Here is a 15,218-nt window from a genome sequence, read left to right as displayed (position 1 = left end):
TAAGTTTCAAGTGTTGTAGAAAGAGGGGATTACCAACCTTTCACTACACCACCTTTGAAGATGTCTTTCGCTGCTTCGTAAACTTCATCTGTTTGGTATGCTTTCACGAAGTTTTGTACGTTAGCTGCTTGAACGTTGTCTTCACGAGCAACGATAAGGTTTACGTATGGAGACTCTTTGTCTTCTACGAAGATACCGTCACGCTCAGGTGTTAGGTCAATTGAACTTGCGTAAGTTGTGTTGATGATAGAAACCGCAACGTCATCAAGAGAACGTGGAAGCTGTGCTGCGTCTAGTTCAACGATAGTGATGTTTTTCGGGTTACCTACGATGTCACGTACTGTTGCCAATAGACCAACGCCATCGCGCAGTTCGATCAGACCTTGTTGCTCAAGAAGTAGAAGAGAACGACCTAGGTTAGTTGGATCGTTTGGAACCGCGATGCGAGCACCATCTTCGATTTCATCCACTGATTTCACTTGCTTAGAGTAACCAGCGATAGGGTATACGAAAGAGTTGCCTGCAGTTACTAGCTTGTAGCCACGATCTTTTACTTGCTGATCTAGGTATGGCTTGTGTTGGAACGCGTTTGCGTCGATTGAGCCATCATCTAGTGCTGCGTTTGGTGTTACGTAATCGGTAAAGGTAACCAACTCAACATCCAGGTTATATTTCTCTTTAGCAACTTTTGCTGCAACTTCCGCAACTTGAGCTTCAGCACCTGCCATTACGCCAACTTTTACTTTATTCACGTCGACTTCTTTGTCACCACAACCAGCAAGAACCAGTGCAGAAGCGGCAGTTGCAACAGTCAAAAGACTCTTAAGGCTAAATTTCATCTTTATCTCCTTATAATTGGTATTTTCAATTCTTATCTGTGGTCTACACGGCGTACGATTGCATCACCGATAGACTGAATAATTTGTACTAGAACAATCAGCATCACGACCGTTACTGCCATGATGACTACGTCGTAACGGTGGAAGCCATAACGGATAGCTACGTCACCAAGACCGCCGCCGCCTACCGTACCCGCCATTGCTGAGTAGCTTACAAGTGTTACTAGGGTAATCGTTACTGAGTTAACAATAGTCGGCATTGCTTCAGGAAGCAGAACTTTTGTGATGATTTGTGTTGGTGTTGCGCCCATAGATTGTGCAGCCTCAACCAAACCTGATGGTACTTCCAGCAGTGCACCTTCAATGAGACGCGCCACAAATGGGATTGCACCGATAGTCAAAGGAACAATCGCTGCTGTTGTACCGATAAAGGTGCCAACCAACAGTTTGGTTACTGGAATAATCGCAACCATCAGCACTAGGAAAGGAACCGAGCGACCAATGTTAACGATGGCGCCAAGCACGCGATTAAGTTTAGTGTTCTCCAGCAAGCCACCTTTTTTAGTGGTGTGCAAAATTACGCCTAGTGGAATACCAACAGCAAAACCAACGATGCCAGCAACCGCAACCATGTATAGGGTTTCCCATGTTGCGCCCAAAAGTAGGTTGCTGTTTAGGCTCAGCCATTCAGAAATCGTATTAAAGGACATAGCCAAGTACCTCTACTTTCACGTTGTGCTCACGCAAGAACTCAATCGCTGCGTTATCGTCTTCTTCGTTACCAAACAGCTCTGCGACCATCATGCCGAACTTCACGCCGCCAGCGTAATCCAGATCAGAACTTAGGATGCTTACGTCGATGTTGTACTTACGAGCGATTTGCGTCATCAGAGGGGCATCCACGGTTGCGCCAGTAAATTCTAAGCGAATCAATGGGTAGCTGCTTTCTACGCGCGTAGTTTGTAAGCGTGCTTGGTAATCTTCTGGGATAGAAAGATCCAAAGTAGAGCGAATGAACTCATGCGCCAGTGCAGTCTTCGGATGCGCGAAGATTTCACCAACGGTGCCTTTTTCCACTAGTTCACCATCACCGATGATCGCCACTTCGTGACAGATGCTCTTAACCACTTCCATTTCGTGAGTGATCAGTAGAATGGTGATTTCTAGCTTGCGGTTGATTTCTTTTAGTAGTTCTAAGATGGATTGAGTTGTTGCTGGGTCCAGCGCACTGGTTGCTTCGTCACACAGCAAAACGCTAGGGTCTGATGCCAGTGCACGTGCAATCGCCACGCGTTGCTTTTGACCACCACTTAGGTTTGCTGGGTAGCTTTCATGCTTGTCTGAAAGACCAACGAGTTTAAGTAGCTCAGTCACTTTTGTTGTGATTTGCGCTTTGTCTTTGCCTGCTAGCTCAAGAGGGAGTGCGACATTGTCGAAAACGGTGCGAGACGACAGCAGGTTAAAGTGTTGGAAGATCATCCCGATGTTACGGCGAGTTTCTCCCAATTGCTTTTTGCTTAATTTGGTTAGATCAACGCCATCTACGATGATGGAACCCGATGTCGGGGCTTCCAGCATGTTCACACAGCGGATTAGGGTACTTTTACCCGCGCCCGATGAGCCAATAACACCGAAGATGGTGCCCTTCGCGATATCTAGATTAATGTCCTTAAGGGCAAGAATTTCCTTACTGCCTTGGTAGAACACTTTATTGACGTTTTTTATTTCTATCATGTTTCAACCTGCACAGAGATACTGGGAACTTCGCTGTTAAAAACGGCTTTTAACAGGAGTAAATTTTGAACTCTATCTCAATTCTCAGTTGATGCTATGGGTTAAGTAGTATTAAGTCAATAGATATTTTTACGTCTAGACGTCTAAATGTATGGATGTTCTGTTGGGAAAGGAAAACAGAGAATGTTTGGCGGAAGGGCATATATAAGAGGGATACTCAAGATTTACCGATTCTCGGGCGACAAATCAACTGTTTTGTCGCCCACTCGCACCAATTAGATAGTGTGAGTACTTATAAGGTATGTAATAATCTGATAAAACCGAGTAAATAGAGAAATACGTTTTGGCAAAACCTGCTGTTTTTATCGACCGTGACGGCGTGATCAACGTTGACCACGGCTACGTTCATGACGAACATGATTTTGAGTACATTGACGGTGTCTTTGAAGCGACAAAAGCGCTGAAAGATAAAGGCTACCTGCTGGTGCTTGTGACCAATCAATCTGGCATTGCACGTGGTAAATTCAGCGAAGACCGTTTCTTGTCTCTGACTCAATGGATGGACTGGAACTTCGCTGATAATGGCGTTGAGTTCGACGGCATCTACTACTGCCCGCATCATCCGGAGCATGGCATTGGCGAGTACAAGCAAGATTGTGATTGTCGTAAGCCAAAACCAGGTATGTTTATTTCTGCGCGTGACTTCTTGAAGATCGACATGGAGAAATCTGTGATGATCGGAGACAAAGCCGAAGACATGATGGCAGCAGAAGCGGCAGGCGTTGGCACTAAGATTTTGGTTCGCACTGGTAAACCAGTAACAGAACAAGGCGAAGCGATTGCAACGGTAGTATTAGATAGCATTGCAGACGTGCCTGCGTACCTAAACAAGTAATCTTCATTACTGACTGAGATAAGGGAAGCCGCTGCTTCCCTTTTGTTTGATTCCTTCTTTTAGTCTGAATACTTATGAGCAAAAAACTCACCATTCTTGATATCGCGAAACTGGCTGGCGTGGGCAAGTCGACGGTCAGTCGTGTGCTTACCAATGATCCCAAGGTAAAACCGCAAACGCGTGAGAAGGTAGAGCAAATCATTCGTGAATCAGGTTATGTGCCCTCAAAATCGGCTCAGTCGATGCGTGGCGGCAGCCAAAAGGTGATCGGTGTGATCATCTCTCGTCTGGATTCGCCATCAGAGAACCGCGCCGTTGGTACCATGCTCAACGCTTTGTACTCGGCAGGGTATGACGTGGTGATCATGGAGAGCCAGTTCGATCGCGATAAAACCAATGAACATTTGGATGTGCTCAAACGTCGCAATGTCGATGGCGTGATCGTGTTTGGTTTTACTGGGTGTGATGAACAAGCTTTGGCGGATTGGGGCAATCGCATTGTCGTGATCGCGATGGACACGCAAATGGTTTCCTCGATCAACTACGATAACCAAGGCGTTATCGATATGGCGCTCTTCCACCTGGAACAACAATCTATTTCTCGTATTGCCTATATTGGTGTTGATCCAGAAGACCGTACCACGGGTCTCGCTCGCCTAAATGCTTACCAAGCTTGGTGTGAGAAAAAGCGCATCGAACCATGTTTTAAAACTGGCAAGCTTAGCCACGAAAGTGCGTATCAGCTGGTGGATCACGTTCTTCAATCCGATACACAAGCCATTGTTTGTGCCAGTGATACCATCGCTCTAGGTGTGATTAAACGTCTGCAAGAAGTGGGACGTGAAGATGTGGTGGTTACCGGTGTCGGTGGTAACGAATTACTTTCTTTTCTCTTCCCGAATGTCTTCAGCGTAGATCCAGGCTACTCTCATGCTGGTGAAAAATCTGCTAACATGCTGATTAATCAATTAAATGGTGATGAGTCTGTGGTGCATTTTACCCAGCAGCCTATCCGTCGTTAATCCTCCTTTCGATGATCTGCTCTAAAATTATACTGTGATCATTCTCAATTAATGGGACTGTTCCCATTTTGTTTTTGAATGCGAAATGGCAATATTAAAATCATCGAGTGGGAATGTTCCCATTATAAAAATAAAACGATGAATTGAATGTATCCAATACAGGGTGGACAAAGTTATGAGTAAGATTGCGCGTCAAGATGTACAGCGTCTTATTGAGCTGGTCGGGGGATCGGACAATATTGCCAGTGTAAGCCACTGCTTAACTCGCTTGCGTTTCGTGTTGAATGACACTGACAAAGCCGATACAAAACAGTTAGATGCACTGCCTATGGTGAAGGGCTGCTTTACCAATGCCGGTCAATTTCAGGTCGTTATCGGCACTGAAGTTGATGAGGTTTACAAAGTACTGATAGAGCTTAGCGGCAAAAGTGAATCGAGCAAAGATGAATCTAAGAACGCTGCTCGTCAAAACATGAACATCGTTGAGCGTGGTATTTCCCACCTTGCTGAAATCTTTGTACCACTGCTACCAGCGATCATCACCGGTGGTTTGATTCTTGGTTTCCGTAACGTGATTGGCGACATCAAGATGTTTGATGGTCAAACGCTAACGGAAATCAGCCAGTTTTGGGCAACGGTACACTCTTTCCTATGGCTAATTGGTGAGGCGATCTTCTTCTTCCTACCGGTTGGCGTGTGTTGGTCGACAGTGAAAAAGCTTGGCGGTACTCCGATTCTGGGTATCACATTGGGCGTGACTCTGGTTTCGCCACAGTTAATGAACGCCTATTTAATTGGTAAGCAAGTGCCTGAAGTATGGGACTTTGGCTTATTCGCCATCGAGAAAGTGGGCTATCAAGCGCAAGTGATTCCAGCGATGCTTGCTGGTATGGCTCTGGCGTTTATTGAAACCAACTTAAAACGCATCATTCCTTCTTACCTCTACCTAGTGGTCGTGCCGTTTGTCTCTATCATCGTGTCTGTGATTCTTGCGCACTCTATCATTGGTCCATTTGGTCGTATGTTGGGTGACGGCGTTGCTTTCGCAGCAAAAGCAGCCATGACGGGTGACTTCGCAATGATTGGCTCAACCATCTTCGGTTTCCTATATGCGCCATTGGTAATTACCGGTATTCACCACACCACCAACGCGGTTGATCTTCAACTGATGCAAGAGCTAGGTGGCACGCCAATTTGGCCTTTGATTGCACTTTCAAATATTGCTCAAGCGTCTGCAGTAGTCGGCATCATTATCATCAGTAAAAAACACGGTGAGCGTGATATCTCGGTGCCTGCGGCTATCTCTGCTTACCTTGGTGTGACTGAGCCAGCGATGTACGGCATCAACTTGAAATACAAATTCCCAATGCTGAGCGCGATGATCGGTAGTGCGATTGCCGCTGCTATCTGTGGTAGTGCAGGTGTGATGGCTAACGGCATCGGTGTGGGCGGTTTGCCGGGCATCTTGTCTATCCAACCGCAGTTCTGGGGCGTATTTGCTCTGGCGATGTTGGTGGCGATTGTCGTCCCAGTCGCGCTGACGCTTGTGTTGTATAAGCGCGCACAGATGAAAGGCGAGTTAGAAACCGCTAACGCGTAATTCAAACTGAGGCAGTGATTTGGCTGCCTCGTTTATCTCCTCTATTTTTTTAAGATTTTTAAGTTTCCGTTTAATGGTAAGTGAGCGTTAGAAATGGCAATGACCAAGCATGATGAGAGCTGGTGGAAAACCGCAACCATCTACCAAATTTACCCAAAAAGCTTTTGTGACAGTGGAAGTAAAGGCACGGGCGATATTAAAGGGATCATTTCTAAGCTGGATTATCTAAAACACCTTGGTGTGGATGCGATTTGGCTGACGCCGGTTTATCAATCACCAATGATCGACAACGGTTATGACATTTCCGATTACTATGCGATCAACCCAGATTTCGGCACCATGCAAGATTTCGATACCCTGTTGGCTGAGGCTCACCAGCTGGGTATTCGAATCATCATGGATATCGTGGTGAATCATACTTCGACAGAACACAAGTGGTTCCAATCGGCATTGGGTGATAAAAACAGCCCATACCGTGATTACTACATCTGGAAAGATCCGGTTGATGGCGCAGAGCCAAACAACTGGCAATCTAAGTTTGGTGGCAACGCTTGGGCGTTGGATGAAAAAACGGGTCAGTACTATTTGCACCTTTTTGCTAAAGAGCAAGCGGACCTAAACTGGGAAAACCCGGTAGTGCGTGAAGAAGTCAAAGAAGTCATTGGCTTCTGGGCAGAGAAAGGTGTGGATGGTTTTCGTCTAGATGTCATCAACTTGATTTCCAAGCAACAAGATTTTCCAAGTGATGATATTGGTGATGGTCGCCGTTTCTACACTGACGGCCCTCGCGTACATGAATATCTTCAAGAGATCAGCGAAGCTGTGTTCCAAAAGTACGGTAGCGTGACGGTGGGTGAAATGTCTTCCACCACGCTAGAGCATTGTCAGCAGTATTCAGCGCAAGATGGCAAAGAGCTATCAATGGTGTTCAACTTCCACCACCTAAAAGTTGATTACCCAAATGGTGATAAGTGGACGAAAGCGCCGTTTGATTTCATCCAACTGAAACAGATCTTCAACCATTGGCAAACTGGTTTAAATGGCAAAGGGTGGGGTGCGCTATTTTGGTGTAACCACGACCAACCACGCGTTGTGAGCCGATTAGGTAACGACGAACAATACCGTGTTGAATCTGCCAAAATGCTTGCGGCATCGGTACACATGATGCAAGGCACACCTTATGTTTATCAAGGTGAAGAGATCGGCATGACCAACCCGGGCTACACCGAAATCAGCCAATATCGCGATGTTGAAAGCACGAACATGTACGACATCATGGTCAATCGCGATGGTGTATCTCACAACGATATGATGGCGATTTTGGCGCAGAAGTCGCGTGATAATTCACGTACCCCAATGCAATGGAACAGCGCGAAACATGCGGGTTTTACTGAAGGCACGCCGTGGCTAGAGGTGGCTCAGAACTATTCTGCAATCAACGCGGAAGCCGCGATTGCTGATTTGAACTCGGTGTTCTACTTCTACAAACGTCTGATTGAACTGCGTAAACAGGTTCAAGTAATCACTGATGGTCGTTACGAGGACTTGCTGCCAGAGCACAAACGTATTTTTGCTTACGCACGTCAGAACGATAAGCAAACGCTACTATGTATCAACAACTACTACGGTGAAGAAGCGGAGTGTGTACTACCAGATCGTTTTGATATGAGTAAAGCCAAGAACCTGCTTTCCAACTACCAAAATGCGACCAGCGCGATTGCTTCTAGTCATCAGGTATTGCGTCCTTACGAAACTCGCATCTTGCTGATTGAAGAGTAAAAATTAAGCTTCCCCTAAGGATTTCGGTCCTAAACAAAAGGCTTTGGAGTGCTCCCCAAAGCCTTTGCTTTTTATCTAAATAAGATTTGATGGCTGAATTAAGCGTTTTCGATCTTATTCAAAGTTACTTTCGTTTCTCTCACTTGAATCTGTTCACTCTTTAGCAGTTCTACTTGCTCAATGAATCCTAGAGTTGGGTTAAACCAGCGTTCAGCAGAACTCTCAAACTCTTTTGAATCGATCAATTCCATACCGTCACATACAAGGTTATAAGTATTTTTCTCGGTTAGGTATGCCGCTTCAACCGATTTACCGGAGACATTAAACGTCTTACGGGCACCTGTTTCCCCAACTTGTTGGCTCCAAGTGGTTTTACACTGAGCGTTATCAGCTAACGCGTTTACCCAAGGATTATCATCAAAGGAATCAAGCATGCGTTTCACTTGCTCTCCTGACAAATCTACGATTACAGATACAAGATGTTTGCTGATATCAATGTTTGGATCCTTCTCTTTCACCGTTGACCCCTCCAACCGAAATAGAGGGCTGCTGTTCAGCATCATGACGTTGGATAGAGAGTCAATGAGATAAAGGTCGGTAACTTCATGCAGCGCACCGTCAATACCAGCAAAGTAAATGGTATTACCTTCTTGCTCGCTACTGTCTAGGTAGAACTGTGTAATGCCGTTGTTTTCCAGAAGTTGGATAACGGGAATAAAAGGGTCATCTTGCTGGGTGTCGCGTAGTCGGTCGATAAGCTTTTGAACAGCCATTGGCTCAAAGCTTATTGTTATAGGTTCGCCCTGTTGACCGTCAGCAGAAGTGACGTAGTGAAGCTTTGTACTTGCTTCAGGTTTGAAAGATGAGTTTTGGATTGGGTAGTCGAAGCTTGATTGTGGACCTTTGCTTTCGCTTGTAGAACCAGAAGAAGAACCGCCCCCTCCACAGCCGTAAAGTGCGATCGTAGCTGCTGCGAGAAGCGTCATTTTTTTAAGCATGAGTTTACATTCCTAATTTTAGAAGGCTGATAAATCGAGCCGTTATTTGAATGTCGCCATGCTAAGTTTTGAGTGAGAAAAAGGGCAAAAAACAAAAACTAATAGAGTTAAATGAAAGCTTAATTTTATATTTAGGTCTTTGTTTTTTCTGGGTTAATATCTTCTTCGATATTGGTGCAGTATTCTTCAATTAATGCCTTCCAGCGCATCACAATTTCCTTTTCTTTAATACTGACACGCAACTTCTTCCAAGGCTGTAAGCAGGTTTCTTTCGATTCCGGCTGAGACAAACGACTGAATAACTCTTCAGAAGGCATAACACGTAAAAGAGCTACGAGCGATTCCATGTAATTTAAGCGGAACTGATCAAGCTTATTTTGCTTGTAGGCAATATGAGATACAAAAGTGTAAATCAGGGCATTCTGAATTAATGAGTCTCCCGCCGGTGTCGTCAATAAGGTTTTCGCCTTATCGAGATTGCCGAGTTTGTAATTGAGGATACCCATCCATAAGTTCAGCTCATCGGGTAAGGCATCGAACTCGGACTGTACTTGATAAAGAAACCCTTCGAGTTTGGTTTGATTTTGTTCGTACAACGCGAGATGGCGAGCGATCGTGATGGCAGTAAACTCATCCATGTTTTTAATACCATCCATTGAGAATTGCTCATCCAGTAGCATCTTCTCGTGTGCATCGGTTAACTGCCAATTGCTCTGAGAAGGTGCAGGCAAATTAAAGTATTGAGCGATATCTGCATGCATACGAAAGATATCTGATTGTAGATGGCTGATACGGAGCTCGTATTGATTACGAAACGCCAATTTTCCCGTCGCTGGGTAAATTAGGTTCATTTGCGCTTTGAGTCCCCCTTCTGCGGAATCATCTTTTAGCTCAATGTTGAGCTGATAATCGCTGGTTTGCATGTTTCGTGCGCCAGGGAAATAAGGGGTTTCATTAATTGGATCGAGAAAGTAGCTCGGCGCATCTTGGTTAGCGATATCGGTATAAGGATACTCGACTTGTTGCTGCAACAAGATCGCTTTCACTAGAGTTCGGTACTCACGAGCAGTGGTGCCTATAGCATCAACTCGGTTCAGCAACAACTCTACCTTAGGGATCAAGAGTTGGTTTCGAGTTTGCTGAGTTGAAATGCCTTGCTGCTGCCACAGCGTCACCCCAAGCCCAATACTCATTAGCGCAAGTGCGGCGCATAAGCCATAAACAAGTTTGAATTTGTAAGACGCAGGGGCAAGGTTGCTCTTAGCAGGTTCTTTGGTTTGCTGAGCCTTCTGGGCTGGAGGTAGCAATTGAATATTGGCTGGATTAAGGAAGTAACCTTTACGTGGGTAGGTGACCAACAATTTGGCTGCATCGTGCTCCGGCAAGTGTTCTTGAAGCAAAGCTCTGAGTGTACTGATTCGGTTGGTTAGGACATTCTTTGAAATGAACTTACTTTGCCAAATGGTCTCGATGATAGTTTCAGCAGAGAGTGGGTGTCCAACACTGGTGAGTAACAGTTCCAGTAACTCGACGGTACGCGGCTCAAGATCGATACTGACTGCTTGTTTATGCAGAGTTTGAGTCTCTGGATTGTAGATAAGCTCGCCAATAGCAATCTGACTTTTGGTTTGTTTGGCTTGTTGTAGAAAGTCTCGCATACCATCATGAGTGATTAGTGAATGGCGAGATATTATATAGTCATTGGAGCGCAAAATCTTATAAATTGCGCTCCAATCATCATGGAAAGGTTATGAGCCGTAGCTCACCGAATAGCGATGCGGTTTATGGTTCATCGCAAGCACGAGGTTCAGTGCGAAGGCTCCAAGTATCGACAACCCAATAACCCAAGGAGTGACGAAGAAGAAAGACGCAAACAAGATACATGCGTCAATTGCCATCTGGGATTTACCTACAGAAATACCGAACTTATCTTGGATGAATAAGCACAATACGTTAAAGCCGCCCAAGCTTGAACGATGACGGAATAGGATCAACATACCCAAGCCCATCAGCAAGCCACCCGCTACCGCGCAGTAAATTTCGTTGATTGATTCCAATGAAATCAGTAAATACAGGTGATCAGCAAAGATAGAAACCAAAGCTCCAGAAATTGCACTGTTAATGGCAAAGTGACGACCGAAGCGTTTCCATGCGAGCAAGTAAAAAGGACAGTTGGCTAAAAAGTAAAGCACACCAAACGTAAAAGGTGTAAATTGGCTAATAAGCAGAGCCAATCCGGTTGTGCCTCCGGTTAAGAGGTTCGCGGATTGGAGAAAGAAAACGCCTTGAGCTACCAAAAAGGTACCTGTAAGAATTGCCATCCAGTCTTCTTTTCTTGAGTGTTTTTCCATCTAATATGCAGTCGTTTGTGATAATTCGGGCGTGCATAGTAGTAAAAAGATGATCTTTTCGGTAGCTAGAGGGTAAAATTTGCGGTAAACCTATGTAATTGTTGTTTTACAGGGTGTAAAGCACAAAATTGACAGTCAGGGAATCATGGTTAAACGATTGCAACATCGTCATGATATTTCTTGCTTGTCACCATGAAAAAACTGCATGAGAAAAATTGTAAATTTCTCTTTATGACCTAGATCAAATTATGTAGAATGCGCGCCATTAGGTCGACGAAAACGTTTGCGTTAGGTCGTTATTCAGTTTTTTTGCAACTTTCAGTACCAATCTGAGTCAGGAGATACAGATGCTTAAGCGTGATATGAACATCGCAGATTACGATGCGGAACTGTTCGCAGCTATCCAGGAAGAGACTCTTCGCCAGGAAGAACACATTGAACTTATCGCTTCTGAAAACTACACAAGTCCACGTGTAATGGAAGCTCAAGGTTCTCAGCTAACGAACAAATACGCTGAAGGCTACCCAGGCAAGCGTTACTACGGCGGTTGTGAGTACGTAGATAAAGCTGAAGCACTAGCAATCGATCGTGCATGCCAACTATTTGGTTGTGAGTACGCGAACGTACAGCCTCACTCAGGTTCTCAAGCAAACAGCGCAGTTTACATGGCGCTTCTAAACCCAGGCGACACAGTTCTAGGTATGAGCCTAGCGCACGGTGGTCACCTAACTCACGGTTCACCAGTAAACTTCTCTGGTAAGCACTACAACGTTATTCCTTACGGTATCGACGAAGCAGGTCAAATCAACTACGACGAGATGGAACAGCTAGCGCTTGAGCACAAGCCTAAGATGATCATCGGTGGTTTTTCTGCTTACTCGCAAATCGTTGATTGGAAACGCATGCGTGAAATCGCAGACAAAGTTGATGCTTACCTATTCGTAGACATGGCGCACGTTGCTGGTCTAATCGCAGCAGGCGAGTACCCAACACCAGTTCCACACGCTCACGTAGTAACAACGACTACACACAAAACGCTAGCAGGTCCTCGTGGTGGTCTTATCCTTTCTAACGAAGGTGAAGAGCTGTACAAGAAGCTGAACTCAGCGGTATTCCCTGGCGGTCAAGGTGGTCCTCTAATGCACGTTATTGCTGGTAAAGCTGTAGCGTTCAAAGAAGCGATGGAACCTGAATTCAAAGCCTACCAAGCTAACGTAGTGAAAAACGCGAAAGCAATGGTTGGTCAATTCCAAGAGCGTGGTTACAAAATCGTATCTAACGGTACTGAGAACCACTTATTCCTAGTTGACCTAATCGACAAAGACATTACAGGTAAAGATGCAGATGCAGCACTAGGTGCAGCAAACATCACAGTAAACAAGAACTCGGTTCCAAACGACCCACGCAGCCCATTCGTAACGTCTGGTATCCGTGTTGGTACGCCAGCAATTACTCGCCGCGGCTTCACTGAAGATGACGCGAAAGAGCTAGCAAACTGGATGTGTGATGTTCTAGATAACATCGGCAACGAGGAAGTTATCGAAGCGACGAAGCAGAAAGTTCTAGAGATCTGTAAGCGTCTACCAGTTTACGCATAGTTCTCTGTGTAAATTCGCTTTCTTTGCAAAGTAGTACAGGCTGACTCGTTCTATTTCTGCGATTCAGTGTGATAATTTGATTGATGAAAGGTCCTCGTTTGAGGACCTTTTTGTTTTTCTAGCGTATGGAAATATCAGCTTAGAGAGTGCGTTGAAACGAGATTCCTGATATCGCCTAGGCTCTTCTAAATGACGTGCTTTGGTTTCTGAGAGACAGTTTGCTATGTGGAGGCTTGGGAGTATTTGAGTGGAAAACGAAAAAGGTTATTAGACTCTGAATATACTTTTGATTTACTCAAGAGCCCAACGTCGTCATTCCCTACAAGTGAGGAACGAGCGGGATAGGGAATTTCTAATTATCGTTGTTACTTAGAGAGTGTTGAAATGAGATTCCTGATATCGCCTAGGCTCTTCGGAATGACGTGCTTTGGTTTCTGAGAGACAGGTTGTTATGTGGAAACTTGGGAGTATTTGCGTGGAAAACGAAAGAGGTTATTAGGTTCTGAATATACTTTTGATTTGCTCAAGAGCCCAACGTCGTCATTCCCTACAAGTGAAGAACGAGCGGGATAGGGAATTTCTAATTATCGTTGTTACTTAGAGAGTGTTGAAACAAGATATCCTGATATCTCGTAGGTTCTTCGAAATAGCGAGTTTGGTTTTAACCAGTAGGGTTATTGTTCGAACGACGATGCTTTATGTTCTATGGAGACAAAAAAGGTTGGCACAGAGCCAACCTTTTCTTATCAAAACAAGCGAGAGCTTATTTCACTTCAATACCTTGAGCCTGCATATCAGCATGGTAAGAAGAGCGAACAAATGGACCACACGCCGCGTGGGTGAAGCCAAGTTCTAGTGCAATCTCTTTTAGCTCATCAAACTCTGAAGGTGGAACGTAACGTTCTACTGGCAAGTGGTGACGGCTTGGTGCTAGGTACTGACCAAGTGTCAGCATAGTTACGCCATGTGCACGAAGATCTTTTAGTACTTCGACGATCTCTTCTTTGGTTTCACCAAGACCCATCATTAGACCTGATTTCGTCGGTACATTTGGATGCTGCTCTTTGAATTTTTGCAGCAATTGCAGTGACCACTTGTAGTTTGCGCCTGGGCGAGCTTTACGGTAAAGACGAGGGGCGGTTTCTAGGTTGTGGTTGAAGACATCTGGCGGGTTGTCTTTCATAAGATCAAGTGCCACGTCCATACGACCACGGAAGTCAGGAACCAGAGTTTCAATCTTGATGTGCGGATTTAGTTCGCGAATTTCGCGGTTACAGTTAGCAAAATGCTCTGCACCACCATCACGCAAATCATCACGGTCAACAGAAGTGATTACAACGTACTTCAGTTTCATGTCTGCGATGGTTTTCGCAAGTTTCTTTGGTTCTTCAGCTTCAACAGCAAGAGGACGACCATGGGCAACGTCACAGAAAGGACAACGGCGAGTACAGATCGCACCAAGGATCATGAAAGTTGCCGTACCGTGGTTAAAACACTCAGCTAGGTTAGGGCAAGACGCTTCTTCACATACAGAGTGAAGGTTGTTCTTACGCATTGCTGATTTGATGTCTTGAATACGTTGGCTGTCGGCTGGTAGCTTGATCTTCATCCAATCAGGCTTACGTAGCACTTCTTTCTGCTCTGTTGGCATGTTCTTTACGGGAATCAATGCCATCTTGTCGGCGTCGCGGTATTTAACGCCTTTTTCCATCTGGATTGGTTTGCTCATGCTTTGTTACCTTGAGAAGGTGCTTCTGTGCTGAAATCTACTTGCTCGTAATCAAGCAAAGTAACGAGTTCTTGTATTAGTTGTTTTTCCACGGCTTCGATGTCTTCAGGACCGCCAACTTGGCTGACTTGAACCATCTCCATTCCTTCGTAGCCACATGGGTTAATACGTAAAAAAGGACCTAAGTCCATATTAACGTTCAACGCTAGACCGTGGAATGAGCACCCTTTTCGAATGCGAAGTCCGAGAGAACATATTTTTTTACCGCCGACATAAACGCCAGGGGCATCAGGTCGTGCAGCAGAATCGATATTGTATGCCTTAAGAGTGTTAATAACGAGGTTCTCGATGTGCGTAACGAGATCTCGCACTCCTAATTTTTTGCGACGTAGGTTGATCAAGAAGTACGCGACTAATTGACCCGGACCATGATAAGTCACCTGACCGCCACGATCGCTTTGAACAACAGGAATATCTCCGGTATTAATCAGGTGCTCGGCTTTACCTGCCTGACCTTGAGTGAATACTGGGTTATGTTCTACCAACCAAACTTCATCAGGCGTGTCGTCTGTGCGTTGGTCAGTAAACTCATGCATCGCCTTCCATACAGGCTCATAATCTTGGCGTCCAAGTCGTTTCACAACAAGTTGGTGTTGCATGGGAATTCCTGTCG

The 15,218-nt window shown here is 45.2% G+C and carries 13 protein-coding genes; 5 read left to right on the top strand and 8 right to left on the bottom strand.

Translation table 11 applies throughout. The features are described from left to right. Window positions 1–29: 29 nt before the first annotated feature. The 3 genes from NL647_RS22995 to metN are packed head-to-tail and all read right to left on the bottom strand — an operon-like array spanning window position 30 to window position 2,573. Window positions 30–839 carry a MetQ/NlpA family lipoprotein gene (locus NL647_RS22995; protein WP_005447551.1) on the bottom strand — a complete coding sequence of 270 codons (810 nt, stop codon included), beginning with the start codon at window positions 837–839 and terminating at the stop codon, window positions 30–32. Between the two features lie 32 nt (window positions 840–871). Then, a complete protein-coding gene (locus NL647_RS22990; RefSeq protein WP_005432672.1) occupies window positions 872–1,549 on the bottom strand; it encodes a methionine ABC transporter permease in 678 nt (225 codons plus the stop codon). Then, complete coding sequence (gene metN, locus NL647_RS22985) at window positions 1,539–2,573, bottom strand: methionine ABC transporter ATP-binding protein MetN (protein ID WP_017188438.1); 1,035 nt, start codon at window positions 2,571–2,573, stop codon at window positions 1,539–1,541. Before metN ends, NL647_RS22990 begins: the two co-directional genes overlap by 11 nt. Window positions 2,574–2,916: 343 nt before the next feature. Here metN and gmhB point away from each other — a divergent pair, with 343 nt between their 5' ends. From gmhB to treC, 4 genes are all read left to right on the top strand, one after another. Further along, window positions 2,917–3,468 carry a D-glycero-beta-D-manno-heptose 1,7-bisphosphate 7-phosphatase gene (gene gmhB / locus NL647_RS22980; protein ID WP_005447547.1) on the top strand — a complete coding sequence of 184 codons (552 nt, stop codon included), beginning with the start codon at window positions 2,917–2,919 and terminating at the stop codon, window positions 3,466–3,468. Between the two features lie 74 nt (window positions 3,469–3,542). Further along, window positions 3,543–4,490: a trehalose operon repressor TreR gene (gene treR / locus NL647_RS22975; RefSeq protein ID WP_005447546.1), complete on the top strand. Its 948-nt coding sequence runs from the start codon at window positions 3,543–3,545 to the stop codon at window positions 4,488–4,490. 175 nt (window positions 4,491–4,665) lie between these two features. Beyond that, entirely contained in the window at window positions 4,666–6,090 is a 1,425-nt protein-coding gene (treB, locus tag NL647_RS22970; protein WP_005440120.1) for a PTS trehalose transporter subunit IIBC, read from the top strand. A gap of 93 nt (window positions 6,091–6,183) precedes the next feature. Further along, on the top strand, window positions 6,184–7,869 hold the full coding sequence (treC, locus tag NL647_RS22965; RefSeq protein ID WP_253650700.1) for an alpha,alpha-phosphotrehalase: 1,686 nt from the start codon (window positions 6,184–6,186) through the stop codon (window positions 7,867–7,869). Window positions 7,870–7,967: 98 nt separating this feature from the next. Here treC and NL647_RS22960 read toward each other — a convergent pair whose 3' ends face one another. The 3 genes from NL647_RS22960 to NL647_RS22950 form a co-directional block, all read right to left on the bottom strand. Further along, entirely contained in the window at window positions 7,968–8,867 is a 900-nt protein-coding gene (locus NL647_RS22960) for a hypothetical protein (RefSeq protein ID WP_253650699.1), read from the bottom strand. A 131-nt stretch (window positions 8,868–8,998) separates the two neighbouring features. Beyond that, window positions 8,999–10,525 (bottom strand): winged helix-turn-helix domain-containing protein, encoded by a 1,527-nt coding sequence (locus tag NL647_RS22955; protein WP_253650698.1) that lies wholly within the window; start codon window positions 10,523–10,525, stop codon window positions 8,999–9,001. A 90-nt stretch (window positions 10,526–10,615) separates the two neighbouring features. Beyond that, window positions 10,616–11,218 carry a YitT family protein gene (locus NL647_RS22950; RefSeq protein ID WP_005447540.1) on the bottom strand — a complete coding sequence of 201 codons (603 nt, stop codon included), beginning with the start codon at window positions 11,216–11,218 and terminating at the stop codon, window positions 10,616–10,618. Window positions 11,219–11,565: 347 nt separating this feature from the next. Between NL647_RS22950 and glyA the strand changes: the two genes are divergently transcribed. After that, on the top strand, window positions 11,566–12,816 hold the full coding sequence (gene glyA, locus NL647_RS22945) for a serine hydroxymethyltransferase (RefSeq protein WP_005440106.1): 1,251 nt from the start codon (window positions 11,566–11,568) through the stop codon (window positions 12,814–12,816). Between the two features lie 763 nt (window positions 12,817–13,579). Here glyA and lipA read toward each other — a convergent pair. Then, the gene (gene lipA / locus NL647_RS22940; RefSeq protein WP_005447535.1) at window positions 13,580–14,545 is read right to left on the bottom strand and encodes a lipoyl synthase; all 966 of its coding nucleotides are present in this window, start codon (window positions 14,543–14,545) and stop codon (window positions 13,580–13,582) included. Continuing rightward, window positions 14,542–15,204 carry a lipoyl(octanoyl) transferase LipB gene (gene lipB / locus NL647_RS22935; protein WP_005447534.1) on the bottom strand — a complete coding sequence of 221 codons (663 nt, stop codon included), beginning with the start codon at window positions 15,202–15,204 and terminating at the stop codon, window positions 14,542–14,544. The genes lipA and lipB overlap by 4 nt, the downstream gene beginning before the upstream one ends. Between the last annotated feature and the right edge of the window lie 14 nt (window positions 15,205–15,218).

Source organism: Vibrio sp. Y29_XK_CS5, assembly GCF_024181835.1.
Lineage (GTDB): Bacteria > Pseudomonadota > Gammaproteobacteria > Enterobacterales > Vibrionaceae > Vibrio > Vibrio harveyi.
This window is presented reverse-complemented; position numbering and strand designations above follow the sequence as displayed.